Source organism: Bacillus sp. B19-2 (assembly GCF_022832475.1).
GTDB classification, from domain to species: Bacteria; Bacillota; Bacilli; order Bacillales; family Bacillaceae; genus Bacillus; species Bacillus paralicheniformis.
Genome location: NZ_JALHKQ010000002.1, coordinates 875,362 through 891,795 on the forward strand (window position 1 = coordinate 875,362; position 16,434 = coordinate 891,795).

General features: G+C 47.3%; 19 protein-coding genes. 15 read left to right on the forward strand and 4 right to left on the reverse strand.

Features of this window, described 5'->3' with window-relative positions:
- Positions 1-23 precede the first annotated feature (23 nt).
- Positions 24-1,250 carry a pyridoxal-phosphate-dependent aminotransferase family protein gene (locus MST20_RS11545; protein ID WP_243942282.1) on the forward strand — a complete coding sequence of 409 codons (1,227 nt, stop codon included), beginning with the start codon at positions 24-26 and terminating at the stop codon, positions 1,248-1,250.
- A 363-nt stretch (positions 1,251-1,613) separates the two neighbouring features.
- Here MST20_RS11545 and MST20_RS11550 read toward each other — a convergent pair whose 3' ends face one another.
- A complete protein-coding gene (locus MST20_RS11550) occupies positions 1,614-2,198 on the reverse strand; it encodes a TetR/AcrR family transcriptional regulator (RefSeq protein ID WP_243942284.1) in 585 nt (194 codons plus the stop codon).
- 88 nt (positions 2,199-2,286) lie between these two features.
- Between MST20_RS11550 and MST20_RS11555 the strand changes: the two genes are divergently transcribed.
- The 8 genes from MST20_RS11555 (at position 2,287) to MST20_RS11590 (ending at position 9,069) form a co-directional block, all read left to right on the forward strand.
- Positions 2,287-2,820, forward strand: a complete 534-nt coding sequence (locus tag MST20_RS11555) for a hypothetical protein (RefSeq protein ID WP_243942286.1) — start codon at positions 2,287-2,289, stop codon at positions 2,818-2,820.
- 130 nt (positions 2,821-2,950) lie between these two features.
- Positions 2,951-3,802 carry a DUF72 domain-containing protein gene (locus MST20_RS11560; RefSeq protein WP_243942288.1) on the forward strand — a complete coding sequence of 284 codons (852 nt, stop codon included), beginning with the start codon at positions 2,951-2,953 and terminating at the stop codon, positions 3,800-3,802.
- 17 nt (positions 3,803-3,819) lie between these two features.
- A complete protein-coding gene (locus MST20_RS11565; protein WP_065643723.1) occupies positions 3,820-4,641 on the forward strand; it encodes a sulfite exporter TauE/SafE family protein in 822 nt (273 codons plus the stop codon).
- A 19-nt stretch (positions 4,642-4,660) separates the two neighbouring features.
- Positions 4,661-6,016: a bifunctional metallophosphatase/5'-nucleotidase gene (locus MST20_RS11570; RefSeq protein WP_243942290.1), complete on the forward strand. Its 1,356-nt coding sequence runs from the start codon at positions 4,661-4,663 to the stop codon at positions 6,014-6,016.
- Positions 6,017-6,095: 79 nt separating this feature from the next.
- The gene (locus MST20_RS11575) at positions 6,096-6,401 is read left to right on the forward strand and encodes a YunC family protein (protein WP_003184991.1); all 306 of its coding nucleotides are present in this window, start codon (positions 6,096-6,098) and stop codon (positions 6,399-6,401) included.
- Positions 6,402-6,468: 67 nt separating this feature from the next.
- On the forward strand, positions 6,469-7,245 hold the full coding sequence (gene yunB / locus MST20_RS11580; protein ID WP_243942292.1) for a sporulation protein YunB: 777 nt from the start codon (positions 6,469-6,471) through the stop codon (positions 7,243-7,245).
- 184 nt (positions 7,246-7,429) lie between these two features.
- Positions 7,430-8,959 carry a sodium-dependent transporter gene (locus MST20_RS11585; RefSeq protein ID WP_065643720.1) on the forward strand — a complete coding sequence of 510 codons (1,530 nt, stop codon included), beginning with the start codon at positions 7,430-7,432 and terminating at the stop codon, positions 8,957-8,959.
- Positions 8,956-9,069 (forward strand): methionine/alanine import family NSS transporter small subunit, encoded by a 114-nt coding sequence (locus MST20_RS11590; RefSeq protein WP_003184985.1) that lies wholly within the window; start codon positions 8,956-8,958, stop codon positions 9,067-9,069. The genes MST20_RS11585 and MST20_RS11590 overlap by 4 nt, the downstream gene beginning before the upstream one ends.
- A 46-nt stretch (positions 9,070-9,115) precedes the next feature.
- Here the strand turns inward: MST20_RS11590 and MST20_RS11595 are convergent, their stop codons facing one another.
- Positions 9,116-10,096, reverse strand: a complete 981-nt coding sequence (locus tag MST20_RS11595) for a M23 family metallopeptidase (RefSeq protein WP_020452846.1) — start codon at positions 10,094-10,096, stop codon at positions 9,116-9,118.
- Between the two features lie 231 nt (positions 10,097-10,327).
- Between MST20_RS11595 and lipA the strand changes: the two genes are divergently transcribed.
- Positions 10,328-11,239 carry a lipoyl synthase gene (lipA, locus tag MST20_RS11600; protein ID WP_256163556.1) on the forward strand — a complete coding sequence of 304 codons (912 nt, stop codon included), beginning with the start codon at positions 10,328-10,330 and terminating at the stop codon, positions 11,237-11,239.
- A 53-nt stretch (positions 11,240-11,292) separates the two neighbouring features.
- Here the strand turns inward: lipA and MST20_RS11605 are convergent, their stop codons facing one another.
- Positions 11,293-11,910, reverse strand: coding sequence for a YhcN/YlaJ family sporulation lipoprotein (locus MST20_RS11605; protein ID WP_035337641.1), 618 nt, complete (start codon positions 11,908-11,910; stop codon positions 11,293-11,295).
- A 103-nt stretch (positions 11,911-12,013) separates the two neighbouring features.
- Between MST20_RS11605 and MST20_RS11610 the strand changes: the two genes are divergently transcribed.
- From MST20_RS11610 to MST20_RS11620, 3 genes are read left to right on the forward strand one after another with little or no spacing between them, the layout of a single operon-like run.
- Positions 12,014-12,289: a YutD family protein gene (locus MST20_RS11610; RefSeq protein WP_003184977.1), complete on the forward strand. Its 276-nt coding sequence runs from the start codon at positions 12,014-12,016 to the stop codon at positions 12,287-12,289.
- A gap of 27 nt (positions 12,290-12,316) precedes the next feature.
- Positions 12,317-12,757 (forward strand): DUF86 domain-containing protein, encoded by a 441-nt coding sequence (locus tag MST20_RS11615; protein WP_076789024.1) that lies wholly within the window; start codon positions 12,317-12,319, stop codon positions 12,755-12,757.
- Positions 12,758-12,777: 20 nt separating this feature from the next.
- Positions 12,778-13,548: a TIGR01457 family HAD-type hydrolase gene (locus tag MST20_RS11620; protein WP_243942294.1), complete on the forward strand. Its 771-nt coding sequence runs from the start codon at positions 12,778-12,780 to the stop codon at positions 13,546-13,548.
- A gap of 46 nt (positions 13,549-13,594) precedes the next feature.
- Here MST20_RS11620 and MST20_RS11625 read toward each other — a convergent pair whose 3' ends face one another.
- A complete protein-coding gene (locus MST20_RS11625) occupies positions 13,595-14,095 on the reverse strand; it encodes a phosphatidylglycerophosphatase A family protein (protein ID WP_243942296.1) in 501 nt (166 codons plus the stop codon).
- Between the two features lie 144 nt (positions 14,096-14,239).
- On the opposite strand from MST20_RS11625, the gene yutH reads away from it, so the two are divergent.
- Positions 14,240-15,250 (forward strand): spore coat putative kinase YutH, encoded by a 1,011-nt coding sequence (gene yutH / locus MST20_RS11630; protein WP_243942298.1) that lies wholly within the window; start codon positions 14,240-14,242, stop codon positions 15,248-15,250.
- 91 nt (positions 15,251-15,341) lie between these two features.
- A complete protein-coding gene (locus tag MST20_RS11635; protein ID WP_243942300.1) occupies positions 15,342-16,304 on the forward strand; it encodes a 2-hydroxyacid dehydrogenase in 963 nt (320 codons plus the stop codon).
- Positions 16,305-16,434: the final 130 nt, after the last annotated feature.

A 16,434-nucleotide genomic window follows, 5' to 3' on the forward strand; every position in this document is an offset into this window, starting at 1 on the left:
AAATAGAAAGGAAGTTTCTTTACATGACCATTGGCGAAATGAATATTCCGAAACGAACCATTATGACTCCCGGACCTGTTGAGGTTCATCCGAGAGTGCTGAGGGCGCTTTCCTCACCTGTACTGGGACAATTCGACCCTGCATTTACAGACATGATGAATGACGTCATGGCGCTGCTCCGGCAGATTTTCCAAACGACAAATAAATGGGCATTTCCGATAGACGGAACATCGCGGGCCGGACTTGAAGCCGTCCTTGCCAGTCTCATCAAACCGGGGGACCGGGTGCTCATTCCCATTTTCGGACGGTTCGGCTATCTGCTGGCAGAGATTTGCGAACGTTACCGGGCTGATGTTTATACAATGGAATGCCCGTGGGGAGACGTTTTTGAACCGAAAGAGATCATCTCTGAAATCAAACGGACAAAACCGGAGATCGTCGCGGTTGTGCACGGCGAGACATCGACTGGATGCATTCAGCCGCTCGAAGAAATCGGCCGGGCCTGCCGGGAGCTTGATGTGCTTTGTGTAGTCGACGCGGTGGCTACTATCGGGGGTACGGATGTCAATACGGATGAATGGTGCCTTGATGCGGTCGTCGGAGGTACGCAAAAGTGTTTATCCGTTCCTTCCGGTATGGCGCCGATCACGTTTAACAGCCGGGTTGAAAAGCGCATCAATGAAAGGAAAAAGGTAGAACGGGGTATTGCCACAAGAGAAGACATCGAGCTTGAAACAGGACGCTTGCCGATTTCCAGCAATTATTTTGACCTCGGCATGCTGATGGATTATTGGAGCCCGAGGCGCCTCAATCATCATACAGAAGCGACTTCGATGCTGTACGGTTTACGCGAAGGAGCGCGGGTCGTTCTTGAGGAGGGGCTCAGTGAGAGATTCTCAAGACACCGGCTGCATGAAGCAGCGCTAGTCAAGGGCATCGAAGCGATGGGACTCGAATTGTTTACGGAAGGCCGGAAAAAGCTGCCGACCGTCACTTGTGTGAAAGTGCCTGAGCGGGTTGACGCGGATCTTGTCAGGAAGATGATGCTTGACGACTTCGGCGTCGAAATCGCCAGCTCTTTCGGGCCGTTGGCCGGAAAGATATGGAGAATCGGAACGATGGGGTACAGCTGCCGGAAAGAAAATGTTCTTTTTACATTGGCGGCTCTCGAAGCGGTGCTCATACGGACAGGCGCTGCTGTATCGCCGGGAAACGCGCTTCAGGCGGCTCTGGATTTCTATCATGAGTAGGCTCATCTCATGAAAATGTTTGACTTGCTTTTGGAAGGCGCTTCCGTCGTGTGCCCGGAAGGCGTAAGGAAAACCGATAGGCGTCAAAAACGGAATGATCGCTGAGCTTGGCGTGCTTGACGGCTCCGACACGAGAGGGGCAGCAGGCGGAACACGGCTGAACGAAAGAGAAGCAAAAACGGTTCACTGAAGCGCAAAAAACAGCATGTGATCATGCTGTTTTTTTGTGATGAACAGAAGAAAATAATTTTGCGACATCCGTGAGAATCTAAAACAAGAGAACTAATCAAAAAAGCAGGCTGAGAGGCCTGCTTTTCAGTGGTTTGTGTAAGTCTCTTCTGGTGCAATGCGATCGATCTGTGCCTATTCCAACGGCCTTATATAACCCGCCAATACAGAATCGATCCTTTCAGCCGTCAGCCTTTCGGGGTCCATGATCAAATGAAGCGCCAGCCCGTCGACAAGGGCGTACAGGTGCTCGGTTTCTTTTAGAACATCGATCCCCGGTTTGGCGCCGGTATTCACCAGCATTTCAACAGCCGATTTGCAGGCTGAATAAATCCCTTCATTCATCTCCTTTCTCAACGGTTTGAGCTCCGGATCGCTGAGCGATTTGGCCGTAAATGCATACCATGCCTCCATTTCCAGTTTTCGCTCCTCATCAAGAGGCATAAGCTGAAAAAGAAGCTGTTTGACGTTCTCAGCCGGTGTACCGTTAAATGTCATGCTCTCAATCCGCGTTTTGACCCGGTTTGCCACAAGCCTCATTGAATAAATGAAAAGCTCAGACTGTTGGGGAAAATAATGGCGCATCGATCCGGCCGAAAGTCCGGCTTCCTTAGCGATATTTCTGACGGTGCAATGTTCAAGTCCATCCCTGTGAATCACATTCCACACCGCTTCGGCAATTTTTTCTTTTTGTTTTTCGTGATCAACTATTTTTGGCATACACACATTATAACACGGCTGTATTATTTAATACATCTGTGTTATAATTTTTTAGTACAAATGTGTTAAAAAGAGAGGCGGATAAAAGGTGATTGGTTTATTGATTATAGCTTGTGAGATTGGTTTTTGGATTTTTATTCTGCTTGGCCTTATTTTTCGCTATATGGCAGGCTGGAAAAAGGCTGGTTTGATCATGTTTGCATGTACCCCGGTTTTGGATTTGCTGCTTTTGGCTGCAACGGCGCTTGATCTGTACAATGGGGCGCAAGCGGATGTTTTGCACGGCATCGCCGCCGTTTATATCGGCGTGAGCATCGCGTTCGGGAGCCGCATGATCAAATGGGCGGATGAAAGGTTCGCCTATCGCTTTGCCGGCGGTCCGAAGCCTGACAAAGGCCCGCAGTACGGCAAGGAACACGCTAAAAAAGAGCGCAAAGGCTGGTTGCGGCATTTTATCGCATGGCTGATCGGGGCGGCGCTGCTGGCCGGGATGCATCTGTTCATCGGCGACCCGGAAAGAACGGAACCGTTAATCCGCATCGCTTCTTTATGGACGATCATCCTTGCCATCGATTTTCTGTACAGTTTCAGCTTTACCCTTTTTCCGAAGAAAGCCCGTTAAAAGAAGCCGGATGTCCGGCTTCTTTTTCATGTTCAAGTATCCCGCCGCTGAAAAAGGAAATGCTACAAGCAGACCTGGATCAAGTTTTCGAAAAAAACCTGTGATAAACTAAAAGAAGAGGTGAACTGCATTGATTTATATTGGATTAACAGGATGGGGGGATCATGACAGCCTGTATCCGCCCAAGACAAGCAGTCAAAACAAGCTGATCCACTATTCGGCGCATTTTCCGATCGTCGAGCTTGATGCGAGCTTTTACGCGATTCAGCCCGAGCGGAACAATGAAAAATGGGTGAAGGAGACGCCGGAAACCTTTCAGTTTATCATAAAGGCATATCAGGGAATGACGGGGCATCAGCGCGGGGAAATCCCCTTTGAAACGAAAGACGACATGTTTGCTGCTTTTAAGCTTTCGTTAACGCCATACATAAAAGCGGGCAAGCTGGCGATGGTCCTCTTTCAGTTTCCGCCATGGTTTGATTGCAAAAAAGAAAACGTCAATTACTTAAGATGGGTAAAAGAGAAAATGGGAGATATACCGTGTGCGCTTGAATTCAGGCATCGGTCATGGTTTATGCCCCAGTTTTACGACAAAACGCTCGCTTTTATGGAGGAAGAGCAATGGATTCACAGCATTTGCGATGAACCCCAGGCGGGCGAAGGCAGCATACCGACGGTTCTTCATGCGACTGACAGCCAAAAAACGCTCGTCCGTTTTCACGGCCGCAACAAGGAAGGCTGGTTAAGGCCGTCTTCTGGGCAAAATTGGCGTGAGGTCAGGTATTTATATTTATATAATGAACAAGAATTAAAAGACTGGAAGAAAAACCTTGAGCTGCTTGAACAGCGGTCGAAAAACGTTTGTGTGCTGTTTAATAACAATTCAGGCGGTGATGCGGCTCAAAACGGGAAGCAAATGATGGAGCTGCTCGACATTGAATACAAAGGGCTTACGCCAAGGCAGCTCGATTTATTCAGCTAGAAAAGAGGACTTATTTTATGGAATATCTTATCTTGATCATACTCGGATTTATCGCGGGAACCATCGGCAGTCTTGTCGGGCTCGGCGGAGGGATCGTCATCGTTCCCTCGCTCCTTTTTCTGGCGGGGCTGCCGACGCTTTTTGACCATGTGACACCGCAAATGGCGGTCGGCACATCGCTGGTTGTCATCATATTCACAGGGCTTTCTTCAACGCTTGCGTATATGAAGTATAAAACCGTAGATTATAAAAGCGGTCTTATTTTTTTCATCGGCTCGGGGCCGGGCAGCATCGCAGGTGCCCATGTATCGACATATTTCAGCTCAGACTCGTTTTCTCTATGGTTCGGGATTTTTATGATTCTCATTTCCCTTTCCTTAATGATAAAGAAAAGGGTGAAACCTGCCGAGAAAAAGCATACGGGCGTTATCAGAACGTTCACAGGAAATGAAGGACAGGAATATACGTATTCATATCATCCTTTAGCCGGAATCGCGATCGCCTTTGTCGTCGGCTTCCTCGGCGGGCTTTTCGGCATCGGAGGCGGCTCGCTGATGGTGCCGGCGATGATTCTTCTGTTTTTATTTCCGACAAGGGTCGCTGTTGCGACATCGATGTTTATTATTTTCCTTTCATCTGTCGCGGGCTCTGCCGGCCATGTCATCGCCGGTCATGTCAACTGGCTTTATGCGCTCGCATTGATCCCGGGCGCCTGGTTTGGCGGGCAGCTCGGCGCCTACATGAATAAAAAGATGCAGACAAAGACGATCGTATTGATCATGAGGTTCGTATTGATCATCATCGGAATCAGATTAATCTATCAAGGCGTGTTTAGTTAAACGTTAGGGAGAGATTTGCATGACGGAAAAGCTCCATATTTACCATACGAACGATTTGCACAGCCATTTTGAAAACTGGCCGAAAATCGTCGATTATATTCAGACACAAAGACAAAAACATGAAGAGCAGGGGGAAGAAGTGCTTTTGTTCGACCTCGGCGATCATGTCGACAGATTCCATCCGATATCTGAGGCCACCTTCGGGAAAGCGAATGTGGAGCTGTTGAACCGTCTGCAGTATGATGCTGCAACGATCGGAAATAATGAAGGTATTACACTGCCGCATCAGGAGCTGGATACACTTTATGACAACGCTCAGTTTCCTGTCGTTGTCTCCAATTTGTTTGACGAAAAAGGGAAGAGGCCCGGCTGGGCAGCGCCGTATTTGCTCAAAAAGGTGAAGAGCGGCGCGACTCTTGCCATTCTCGGTGTGACAGTCCCTTATTATCCGATCTACCGGCAGCTTGGCTGGACGGTTACCGACGCATTTGAAAGCATCGGCGAGATGCTCAGTGAAATCAAAGGAAAAGCCGATACTGTCATCCTTCTTTCACACCTTGGCATTTTGGATGATCAGCGCGTCGCGGAAGCTTTTCCCGAAATCGACCTGATCCTCGGCTCCCATACCCATCACCTGCTTGAAGAAGGGATGGTGAAAGACGGCGTTATGCTGGCCTGCGCCGAAAAATACGGGAACTATGTCGGTCATGTTGAACTGACGTATAACGGAAAGCTTGAGAACATCACAGCAACCGTTATGAAGACGGCAGAGTGGAACGAAGAATCAGAGGAGACGATTCGTTTTCTGAAGGAAAAAGAGAAAGAAGCCAGAGATCTCCTTGAAGAAGAAATTGCGACATTGGACAACACCCTTGAAACCGCCTGGTTCCGCAAAAGCGCCCTTCCGCAAATGCTGGCAGACGCCTTAAAGGAATGGTGTGAGGCGGAGATCGGAATGGTCAACTCAGGCATTGTGCTGGAGTCTCTATCACAAGGCGCGGTGACGAAAGCGGATGTTCACCGCATTTGTCCGCATCCGATTAATCCGGTCAAACTGAAGCTGACGGGATGTGAGCTGAAAGAGGTCATCTTCCATGCATCATCAGAACAAACCGAGAAGCTGCGCATTAAAGGGCTCGGTTTTCGCGGCGAAGTGATGGGGAAAATGCTGTATGCCGGCCTTGATCCGGAAAAGCTCTCTGTCAACGGAGCGGACATTGAAGATGATGCGTTCTACACGATCGCCACGATTGATATGTTTACACTCGGAACGCTGTTTCCGGCGATCCGCGATGCCGAAGATATCGAGTACTTTATGCCTGAATTCCTGCGTGATCTGCTCGCCTGGAAGCTTAAAAAAACAAACCGATTCTAATACAGATGCTTAAAGATTCGGGGCAAACCGGAACATGTCTCCCGCTTTATCATACATTAATGGTAAAGGGGGGATCGCGATGGTAAATTTAACTCCGATTATGATAGAAGATCAGCCGTTTACGGCTGTAACGGTCAAACTGCCGAAAACGAACTTTATGGCGGTAACCAATGACCATGGCTATATTATGTGCGGAGCGCTTGACGTCGCCCTGCTGAATGATAAATTAAAAGAACGGAAAATCGTCGCCGCCAGAGCCGTCGGCGTGCGGACGATCGATCAGCTTCTCGAAGCCCCGCTCGAATCTGTAACCGATGCGGCCGGAGAGCTCGGCATCCATCCCGGAATGAGCGGAAAAGAAGCTCTTTTAAAAATGGTGAAATAAAGTTGTCTGATTGAATCGTATATCCCCTCTTACAAGCATACACTTTTGATGTAAGGGGGGATTTTGCTTGCGAAGATTTCGCGGCCCTCTGTCAAAAAGAGGACCTTTGCCTTTTCGATATGTCATGCTGCTTTCGTTTGTATTTTTTATTTTTTCAACGGCCGTCAGCCTGTTGATCATCAACTCATCCATCAAACCGACGCTTCTGAACATCGCTGAAATGGAAACGAACCGGATTGCGACGCACGTCATCCAGGAAGCTGTCGAGGATTATATGAACCAAGATGAAAATGTGCAAAATCTAGTAGAAATGAAGACGAATGAAAATGGAAAAGTAACAACAATTGATTTCAACTCTCATGGTCTTCGTGGTATGCATTCGAAAATTACGAAACAACTTCACGAAAAGCTGAAGGAAACAGAAACCGAAGAATTTAATTCTTCTGCGAAAACTCCCGAAGGTAAGAATGATGGTGTAATCTATAATATTCCTCTAGGTCAGGCAACTGGAAACACGCTTCTTGGAAACCTAGGGCCGAAAATACCTGTACGGCTTAATGTTGTGGGGGATGTCTTTACAGATTTTAAGCATAGTGTCGAACCATATGGAATTAATAATGCTTTAATTAATGTCGGTGTTCTTGTCGAAGTCAAGGTCCGTGTCGTCATACCGTTTGCGACAAAAACGGCGGTTGTCAAAAATACGATTCCGGCAACGATTCAAGCCGTGCACGGCGAAGTACCCGACTTCTACAGCGGCAGCGGCAGCCAGACGGCGCCATCGATTCAAATTCCTTCAAAGGATGAAAAAACAGAGCAAAAAAAGGAACAAAATAAGCAATGATTTCCAAGGCATTCTGCAAACACCAGGCAGAATGCTTTTTTTCGCGTCCTGGAGACGGAATGCGTCTATTTTCTTAAAAAAATACTTTGACTTAGGCAAAAAGACTGTATATACTATTCAATAATAATAATTATTAGAAAATTCACTGTTTTCAGATGTTTCAAAAAGGTAAAGGAGGAAGCTTATGGATAATCGTCCGCAATGGGGTACAAGAGCGGGTTTTATTTTAGCAGCTGTCGGTTCTGCGATCGGTTTGGGGAATATTTGGAGGTTTCCGGCTGTAGCTTATGAAAACGGAGGCGGCGCGTTTTTTCTGCCATATTTGTTCGCGCTCTTGACAGCAGGAATCCCACTTCTCATCATGGAATTTACAATCGGCCATAAATACAGAGGATCAGCCCCGCTGTCCTATGCCCGGATGGGGAAAGGAAAGGAATGGATCGGCTGGTGGCAGGTCGCCATCTCATTTGTCATCTCGACGTATTATGCCGTGATCGTGGCATGGGCCATTTCTTACACTGTCTTTTCTTTCAATTTAGGCTGGGGTAAAGATACAGAAAATTTCCTGATGACTGAATATTTAAACAGAGTGGATATTGGAGGAGGAGCCATCGGTCAATTCGGAGGCTTCGTGCCGGGCGTCCTGATTCCGCTCGCGATTGTCTGGATTGTTTCCTTGGGCATTTTATTTGCCGGAGTCAAAAAAGGAATCGAAATTGCAAACCGCATTTTCATTCCGCTGCTATTGGTCTTATTTTTAATTATCGTCATTTATTCGATTACACTTGACGGGGCTGCTCAAGGGCTGAATGCGTTTTTCACGCCTGATTGGAGCCAGATCACAAACGGAAAAGTTTGGGTGGCGGCATACGGCCAAATTTTCTTCAGTCTGTCGATCGCGTTTGCCATCATGATTACGTATTCCAGCTATTTGCCGAAAAAATCCGATATTACAAACAATGCGTTCATCACAGGCTTCGGGAATTCGTCGTTCGAACTGCTGGCCGGGATCGGGGTATTCAGTGCGCTGGGCTTTATGGCCGCGCAGCAAGGCGTTCCAGTTAAAGAGGTCGTCTCTTCCGGAATTGGTTTGGCGTTCGTCGTCTTTCCGCAAATCATCAATGAGTTTCCGGCGTTTAATGTGCTTTTCGGGTTTTTATTCTTTGGTTCGCTCGTTTTGGCAGGTCTGTCGTCTCTCATTTCGATCTCTGAAACATATGTTGCCGCGATTCAGGATAAATTCAACGTTCCGCGGCGGAAAGCCGTCCTGTTCGGCGGAGGGGCTGCTGCATTGTGTTCGCTCGTATTTGCGACAAAAGGCGGGCTGTTCTTTCTCGATGCAGCCGATTACTTTATCAACAATTTCGGAGTGGCGCTTGCCGGATTGATCGAAGTCGTTGCGATTGCATGGTTTGCGAAAGAGCTGAAAGCTTTGCAGGCTCACGCCAATTCGGTTTCCGACATTCAACTCGGCGCCTGGTGGAGAATCTGCCTGAGCGTCGTCACGCCGATTGTTCTGGGGTATATGATGTTTGATAATATCAAGACGAATATCACAACAGCTTACGGTGATCTGCCGGTAGAGTTTCTCCTGAAATGGGGATGGTGCGTCGCTGTTGGAGCGATCGCAGCCGGATTTATCCTTTCGCTTTCAAAATGGAAGAACGAACTGAAATATACGCCATTTCAACATGATAAGGAGGTTTCCTCATGAACGGCGCATCTATAGCAATGATGGTAATCGGCATCGTCATTATTTGGGGAGGCTTGGCCGCAAGCATCATCAATGCGGTTGTGAAAAGCAAGAAAAGCCAAGCCGGTTAATCTCTGACAAGAAGACATCCCTATTCTTCTGAAATAGGGATGTCTTTTATTTTTTCTTTCGAAGCTCCTTCCGTTCCCATGCCCTTAAATGAGGATAAGGGTCAAAAGACCATTCGGTTCTTCCGTTGTCTTTATACATGCCGTAGTGAAGATGGGGCGGGAATTTTCCCGATGTTCCCGGCGGCCCGTATCCCGTCGCTCCGACCGAGCCGATCACTTGGCCGGGTTCGACGATTTCTCCCACTTTCAAGCCTTTTGTGAATCCGTTTAAATGGGCGAAATAATGGTACGTATTGTTGATGTCTCTGATTCCGATCCGCCATCCGCCGAAACGATTCCAGCCTTTCATTTCCACAATACCGTAGCATGTCGACCGGACGGGGAGGCCGTAATGGGCGAATAAATCCGTCCCTTCGTGAATGCGCCTGCCCCCGAATCCGCGGGCATCTCCCCATGTGCTTCTATAGCTGTAATCTGATCTTACGGGAAGAGGAAAGGCGTGCTTGCCCAAATCAATGTGGCCGTATTTTTGAAAAAGCCTGATAAAGCCTGATATGATGCCGACCGTCTGATCCCTTTCGTAAAACTCCCACAGGCCGATGCGGATATTTTCTATGTCTCTTCCATATGTCAACAAGTATTGTCCAAACGTATAAAGGACGTCTTCATCCTGATCCGGTTCCGCTAGTCCGTCTCCGTTTCCGTCCATTCCAATTCCGTCAAAAACCTTGATGCTGAGCGGTGATGTATCTTTCGGGTTGGGGTTTTCAGGTCCGCTCCACACGCTTTGCGGAATATATATCCCGGTGTGCCCTTTTTGCTTCGGCAAGTCCTTGCGGTTTTTGCGGATATTGATTTCGTATTGGTCGACAGCCGCGAAAACATACCAAGGAATATGGGTTGCAGCTTCTGTTTTATGATAAAGGGCCATTCTCTTTTGCAGATCGGGCTCTTTTTTCTCCTTTGCAAGAGCGCACGGCTGCGATATGAGCAAAAGGAGGATGAGAACGGATAATACAGCTTTCACAGTGTCCTTAGCTCCTTTCAGTTTGAATACGGTTAGTTTGTGACATCTGCAGAAATCGATGATAAGAAAATGTTAGAAATTCGATCTTGTCTAATCATGCTCTTGTTCACAAATCTGTACTATGTTAAAGTGACTAAAGATGAAGATTTAGCATTTTTAATTTAAGCGGTTCCAAAGCAAGGGGACACATCCGGCGCTATGTTTTCGTATTGAACTTGACTACAATCCACAATGGAGATGATGGAATTGGCAAAGAAAGACGAGCACCTAAGAAAGCCCGAATGGCTTAAGATCAAGCTGAACACAAATGAAAACTATACGGGCTTAAAAAAATTAATGCGGGAAAACAACCTCCATACGGTCTGTGAAGAGGCGAAATGCCCGAACATTCACGAATGCTGGGCCGTTAGACGTACCGCAACCTTTATGATTCTCGGATCTGTCTGTACGAGAGCCTGCCGCTTCTGTGCGGTGAAGACGGGGCTGCCGACAGAACTTGACTTGAATGAGCCGGAAAGAGTCGCAGATTCTGTGAGCATCATGAACCTGAAACACGCGGTCATTACAGCCGTTGCCCGCGACGATTTAAAAGACGGAGGAGCGGGGGTATTCGCTGAAACCGTACGCGCCGTGCGGAGAAAAAGCCCGTTTACAACAATCGAAGTTCTCCCGTCTGATATGGGCGGAGATTATCATAATTTGAAAACGCTGATGGATACGCGTCCGGACATTTTAAACCATAATATTGAGACGGTCCGCCGCCTGACGCCGAGAGTCCGTGCGAGAGCTACATACGAAAGGTCATTGGAATTTTTGCGCCGCGCCAAAGAGATGCAGCCTGATATCCCGACGAAATCCAGCATCATGATCGGCCTCGGCGAAACAAAAGAAGAAATCATCGAAACAATGGACGACCTTCTTGCGAACAATGTTGACATCATGGCAATCGGGCAGTATTTGCAGCCGTCCAAAAAACATATTAAAGTACAGAAATATTACCATCCTGACGAGTTTGCCGAGCTGAAAGAAATCGCCATGGAAAAAGGCTTCAGTCACTGTGAAGCAGGGCCGCTCGTCCGCTCTTCATACCATGCCGATGAACAGGTAAATGAAGCGTCCAAAAAACGCCAGGCACAGGCATAACATGGGATGAAAAAACGCCAGCCGTTTGCGCTGGCGTTTTTCTTATTTTCAGGTCATGATTCGGTCGCTTTTCCTTTTCCGTCAAGGCCGTTTTCATCTGTACCTGTCGTTGTTTTGCCTTGCGGCGATTTTTGCATTTCCTTAATCGTATCGGCCATCAGCTGATCGACGTTTCTTGAATTGGCTCCAAGCCGGCTGAAGTTGGCGACGGACTGCATCATATCCGGATCATCGGAAATATAGATATGGTAATATCTCGGAATGACGGATGCCGCCGTCTTTTTGACTTGATCAGCCGTCAGTTCGCGCTGTCCGGAGTCCGTTTTGTACACGACAAGCGCTTCTTCGTCTGTCACAAGCGCTGACGCATCTTGAATATTGGGAAGCTGAACCGTTAAACTAGATATAATATGCGCCATTTCTTCCCGGTCGATTTGGGGCGCCTGCATTTCTTCCTTGTTTGCAACAGGTGTTGCCTGATGGCGCGCATATCCGAATCTGCCTTTTCGGTTGTCATTTCTGAACTTTTCATGATATTGAGGGTTCTTATCTGCAACGTGAACGGTATTTCCGTCTTCGTCATATATATTGTGTTCGGTATCGTTTAAGGCCGTCTGGCATCCTGCTAAAGGCACCGCCAGCAGCCCTGCTAAAAGAATTTTTTTCTTCATTCTGCTTTTCCTCCTCATTTATAGCTTTTCCAACGGGGAGGATTTATTCTTAGCAATTGATGGCGGCCCGGGTTTGAATTATCATATAAAAGAGGTGAAAAGAATGATTGTCGTTCAGAACGCTGCATTTGAAGTCGTCAAAGATGTGAAAAACGGTTTTAACGAAGAAGCGTTTAAAGCCAGATACTCCGATATTTTAAATAAATATGACTACATCGTCGGGGATTGGGGATACAGCCAGCTGAGGCTGAAAGGCTTTTTTGACGATCAAAATCAAAAGGCCACATTTGATACGAAGATCAGCACGCTTGATGAATATATTTACGAGTACTGCAATTTCGGATGTGCCTACTTTGTTTTAAAACGTCTGCGAAAATAAGCGATCATAAAAGGGGATGCTCTGATGATGTATTTTGTCGATCGACACAAAATCGAAAACACGCTGAACTTCCTGGAAGAGGAGCTGCGGCTCTATCAAACGCAGGAGGAATGGACTTCCGACGTCGAAAAAAAAGCGCTCGAACGAATCGGCCACACGCTGATCGAATGTATATTGGATATAGGGAACGATATGATTGACGGCTTTATTATGAGAGATCCTGGAAGCTATGACGACATAATGGATATACTGACCGATGAAAAGGTTGTCAGCCAAGCGGAAGGCGACAGTCTGAAACATTTGATCGCCTATCGGAAGACATTGGTTCAAGACTACTTGAATGTCAACCATGAAGAATTGGACGAGCTGATCAGCAGGCATGCGGAAACGCTTGAGAAATTTCCGGCGCGGATCCGCGATTATTTAAACCATGAGCTCGGTCCGGTATCCGCATTCAAACCGCACTAAACAAAACTGGAGTGTACAACATGAAAACATACAAAGGATACTTAATTGATCTGGATGGAACAATGTACAAAGGGACGGAAAAAATTGAAGAAGCATGCGAATTCGTAAGGAAGCTGAAAGACCGGAACATCCCGTATCTGTTCGTTACGAACAACTCGTCGCGCACGCCGAAGCAAGTGGCGGACAAGCTTGTTTCATTTGATATTCCGGCCGAAGAGAGCCAGGTATTCACAACCAGCATGGCGACCGCCAATTTTATCGCCGAACAAAAACGAGATGCTTCCGTCTATGTGATCGGTGAGGAAGGCATCCGGCAGGCCATTGAGGAAAAAGGACTGGCATTTGGCGAAGAACACGCCGACTTCGTCGTCGTCGGTATCGACCGCGGCATTACATACGAAAAGCTAGCCGTCGGTTGCCTTGCCATCCGCAACGGCGCTACATTCATCTCGACTAACGGCGATATCGCCATTCCTACAGAAAGAGGACTCTTGCCAGGCAATGGTTCTCTCACGTCAGTATTAACCGTTTCTACGCAGACAGAGCCAATTTTTATCGGCAAGCCGGAACCGATCATCATGGAGCAGGCGATGAAGGTGCTCGGCACAGATATCAGTGAAACGCTGATGGTCGGTGACAATTATGATACGGATATTATGGCGGGAATGAATTCCGGGATGGACACGCTTCTCGTTCATACGGGCGTGACCAAAAAAGAACACCTTGAAGCCTATCAGGAAAAGCCGACATATGTCATTGATTCATTGACAGACTGGATGGATCGCATCTAAACCGCAAAAAAACACTTGTCTTTTAAGGACAAGTGTTTTTTAATGCTTATTCCGTATCTTTTGCTCGATGCGCCAGTCTGCTGGATGCGGCTGCCGCAATCGCTCCGACGATATCATCCAAAAACGTGTGGCATTCGCCTGTTGATTTATCGTTTAATCGTGCGAGCACTCCCGGTTTGATTTTATCGATATATCCATAGTTTGTATAACCGATTGATCCATACAAATTCACAATGGAGAAGGATAAGATTTCATCGACGCCGTACAGGCTTTCATCTGTCTCGATTAAGGTTTGGAGCGGTTCCATGAGCTTTCTTTGCTCTCCCAGCATATCCAATTGAATCCCTGTAATCACGGCGTTTTGAACTTCGCGTTTTTTCATGACCCGGTTGACATTCTCTTCACATTCTTCTTTTGTCAAGTTTGGATGATATTTCTTCTGCAGTACGTAGACAAGATCGGCAATTTCCGAAATCTTGACGCCCCGTTTCTCAAGCCATTCTTTTGCTGCTGTTTCGATTTGATGCATGCTGTTGTTTTCCGGCATCATTTTCACCCAATCTTTTTTTACTTAGTGTATACAAACAACCTTAAAAATGTAACGATTTTAGAACTCTTTTTCCGGATCGATTCATAATCGAATCCTTTCATGATTACGATGTGTAGAAGGAGAAAAATTTATCAGGAAGTGATGTCCGTGAAGGAACTGATCAAAGAAAAATTCGGAATCCATATTCGCGATCTTACTTCTTACTTGTCTTATCAGGCTTTTCATACCCCGAATTCGATGTTTTTGATCGTCCCGGTATCCCACTTAAGTCAGGATGAGCTGGCGGAATTGTTTAGTATGAGTCAGTATTTGCAAGAACAGCGCGACCCATACGTTTCATCTTTTATATTGACAAAGGACGGGGAGATGACATTTGAGGACAATGGCGTCTCATATGTGCTGCTTCAAGCTGCTCCCCGCATGACAAACAGGTCTGTTTCATTTGGGGCGGAGCTGGCCGAATTTCATCAGAAGGGAAGGGGATACCCTTACGAGGTAAAAGAAACCTCGCGGATCGGGCAGTGGAAAGAGCTGTGGGGGAAACGGCTCGACCAGCTGGAACAATTCTGGATTCAAAAAACGCAGGCAAGACAGCTGCAGCCTTTTGAAAAACATTTTATCGAATCGTTTCCTTATTATCTCGGTTTAACCGAAAATGCGATTCAATATTTGGCCGATACCGAATTGGATGATCAGCCGCAGGCCGCCGACTCCGGGACGATTTGCCAGCAGCGGCTCACCTGTGAGGCTTTAAGACGCGAGCCGCTTATAAAAATCCCGATGGAATGGGTGTTTGATCATGCGGCAAGGGATCTTGCGGAATATGCCAGAAGCTTGTTTCACGAAAGGAAAAACTTCAATGAAATCGCATTGTTTTTTCAGCAATACGAACAAGCCGCGCCGCTTTCCTCATTTTCTAAGCGGCTGGTGTACAGCAGGCTGCTGTTTCCGCTCCACTATTTTGAGACGGTTGAGGGGTACTATATTTCTCCTGAATCAGAGCACCATTATTTTGAAAGCAGACTCGACCATTTATTGTCTCAAGCGCCGGCTTATGAGCAATTTCTGAACGGGATTCAAGAAATGGCGGGCATGAGAGCCGCAGGATTGATGAGCATGCCCCCTGTCAATTGGCTGAAAAGGACACCATAGATGCCGCGGTGTTCTTTTCTTCATGTTAACATTTCCGGATTTTTTCGATATGCTTAGACTGGAAGCTACTCTTAGAAAGGAACGAGGCAGCATGGACAAACCGTTTGTATATGTAACGAGAAAATTACCCGAAGAACAGCTTTCTGCGCTAAAAGAAGAAGCCCGTATTGAGATGTGGGAGAAGGAAGAAGAACCGTGCCCGCGCGCCGTTCTGGCGGAAAAAGCAAAAAAGGCGCACGGACTGTTGACGATGCTTTCCGACACGGTTAATGAGGAGCTGTTAAAAGGCGCGCCGCATTTAAAAGTGGTGGCCAATTTGGCGGTGGGTTATGACAACCTCGATGTGGCGGCTGCGAAAAAGCATGGCGTCATCTGCTGCAACACGCCCGGCGTGCTGACAGAGTCAACGGCAGATTTGACGTTTGCTCTGCTGATGGCATCCGCGCGCAGAATCGTCGAGGCAAGCGACTGGATTAGACAAGGAAACTGGACGGGCTGGGGGCCGCTGCTTTTGGCCGGAGCGGATGTCCATCATAAAACGATTGGCATCGTCGGAATGGGGAGCATTGGACAAGCCGTCGCCCGGCGGGCGAAAGGCTTTGGCATGGAGATTTTATATCATAATCGCACCCGCAATCCCGAGGCGGAAGCCGGACTGGGGGCAACTTATCTGTCCTTTGACGAACTGCTCGAACAGGCGGATTTTGTTGTATGCCTGACGCCTCTGACTGCTGAAACGAAGCATCTGTTTAACCGCAGCGCTTTCAAAAGGATGAAGCGCTCCGCTATTTTTATCAACGTCTCAAGAGGACAGGTTGTCAATGAAGACGATTTATATGAAGCCCTGATCGAAAAAGATATTGCCGGCGCAGGACTCGACGTCTTTGCGGAAGAACCCGTGCAAAAGGATCACCCGCTCGCCAGTCTGCCGCAAGTGACCGCGCTGCCTCATATCGGCAGCGCCACTGTCGAAACGAGAGAAGCCATGATGAGGCTTTGTGCGGAAAATATTGCGCTTGTCCTGGGAGGGAAGCCGGCAAAGACCGAGATTTGACGTTTCTTCCGGCCTGAGCGGGTCGGAAGATTTTCTTACAAAAATATTTCTGAATATATAGAATCTTATTATATCAATGTATAAAGCGTTTTCATGATTTGTTTTTCAGCAAATGTCATCTTGTCAAAAA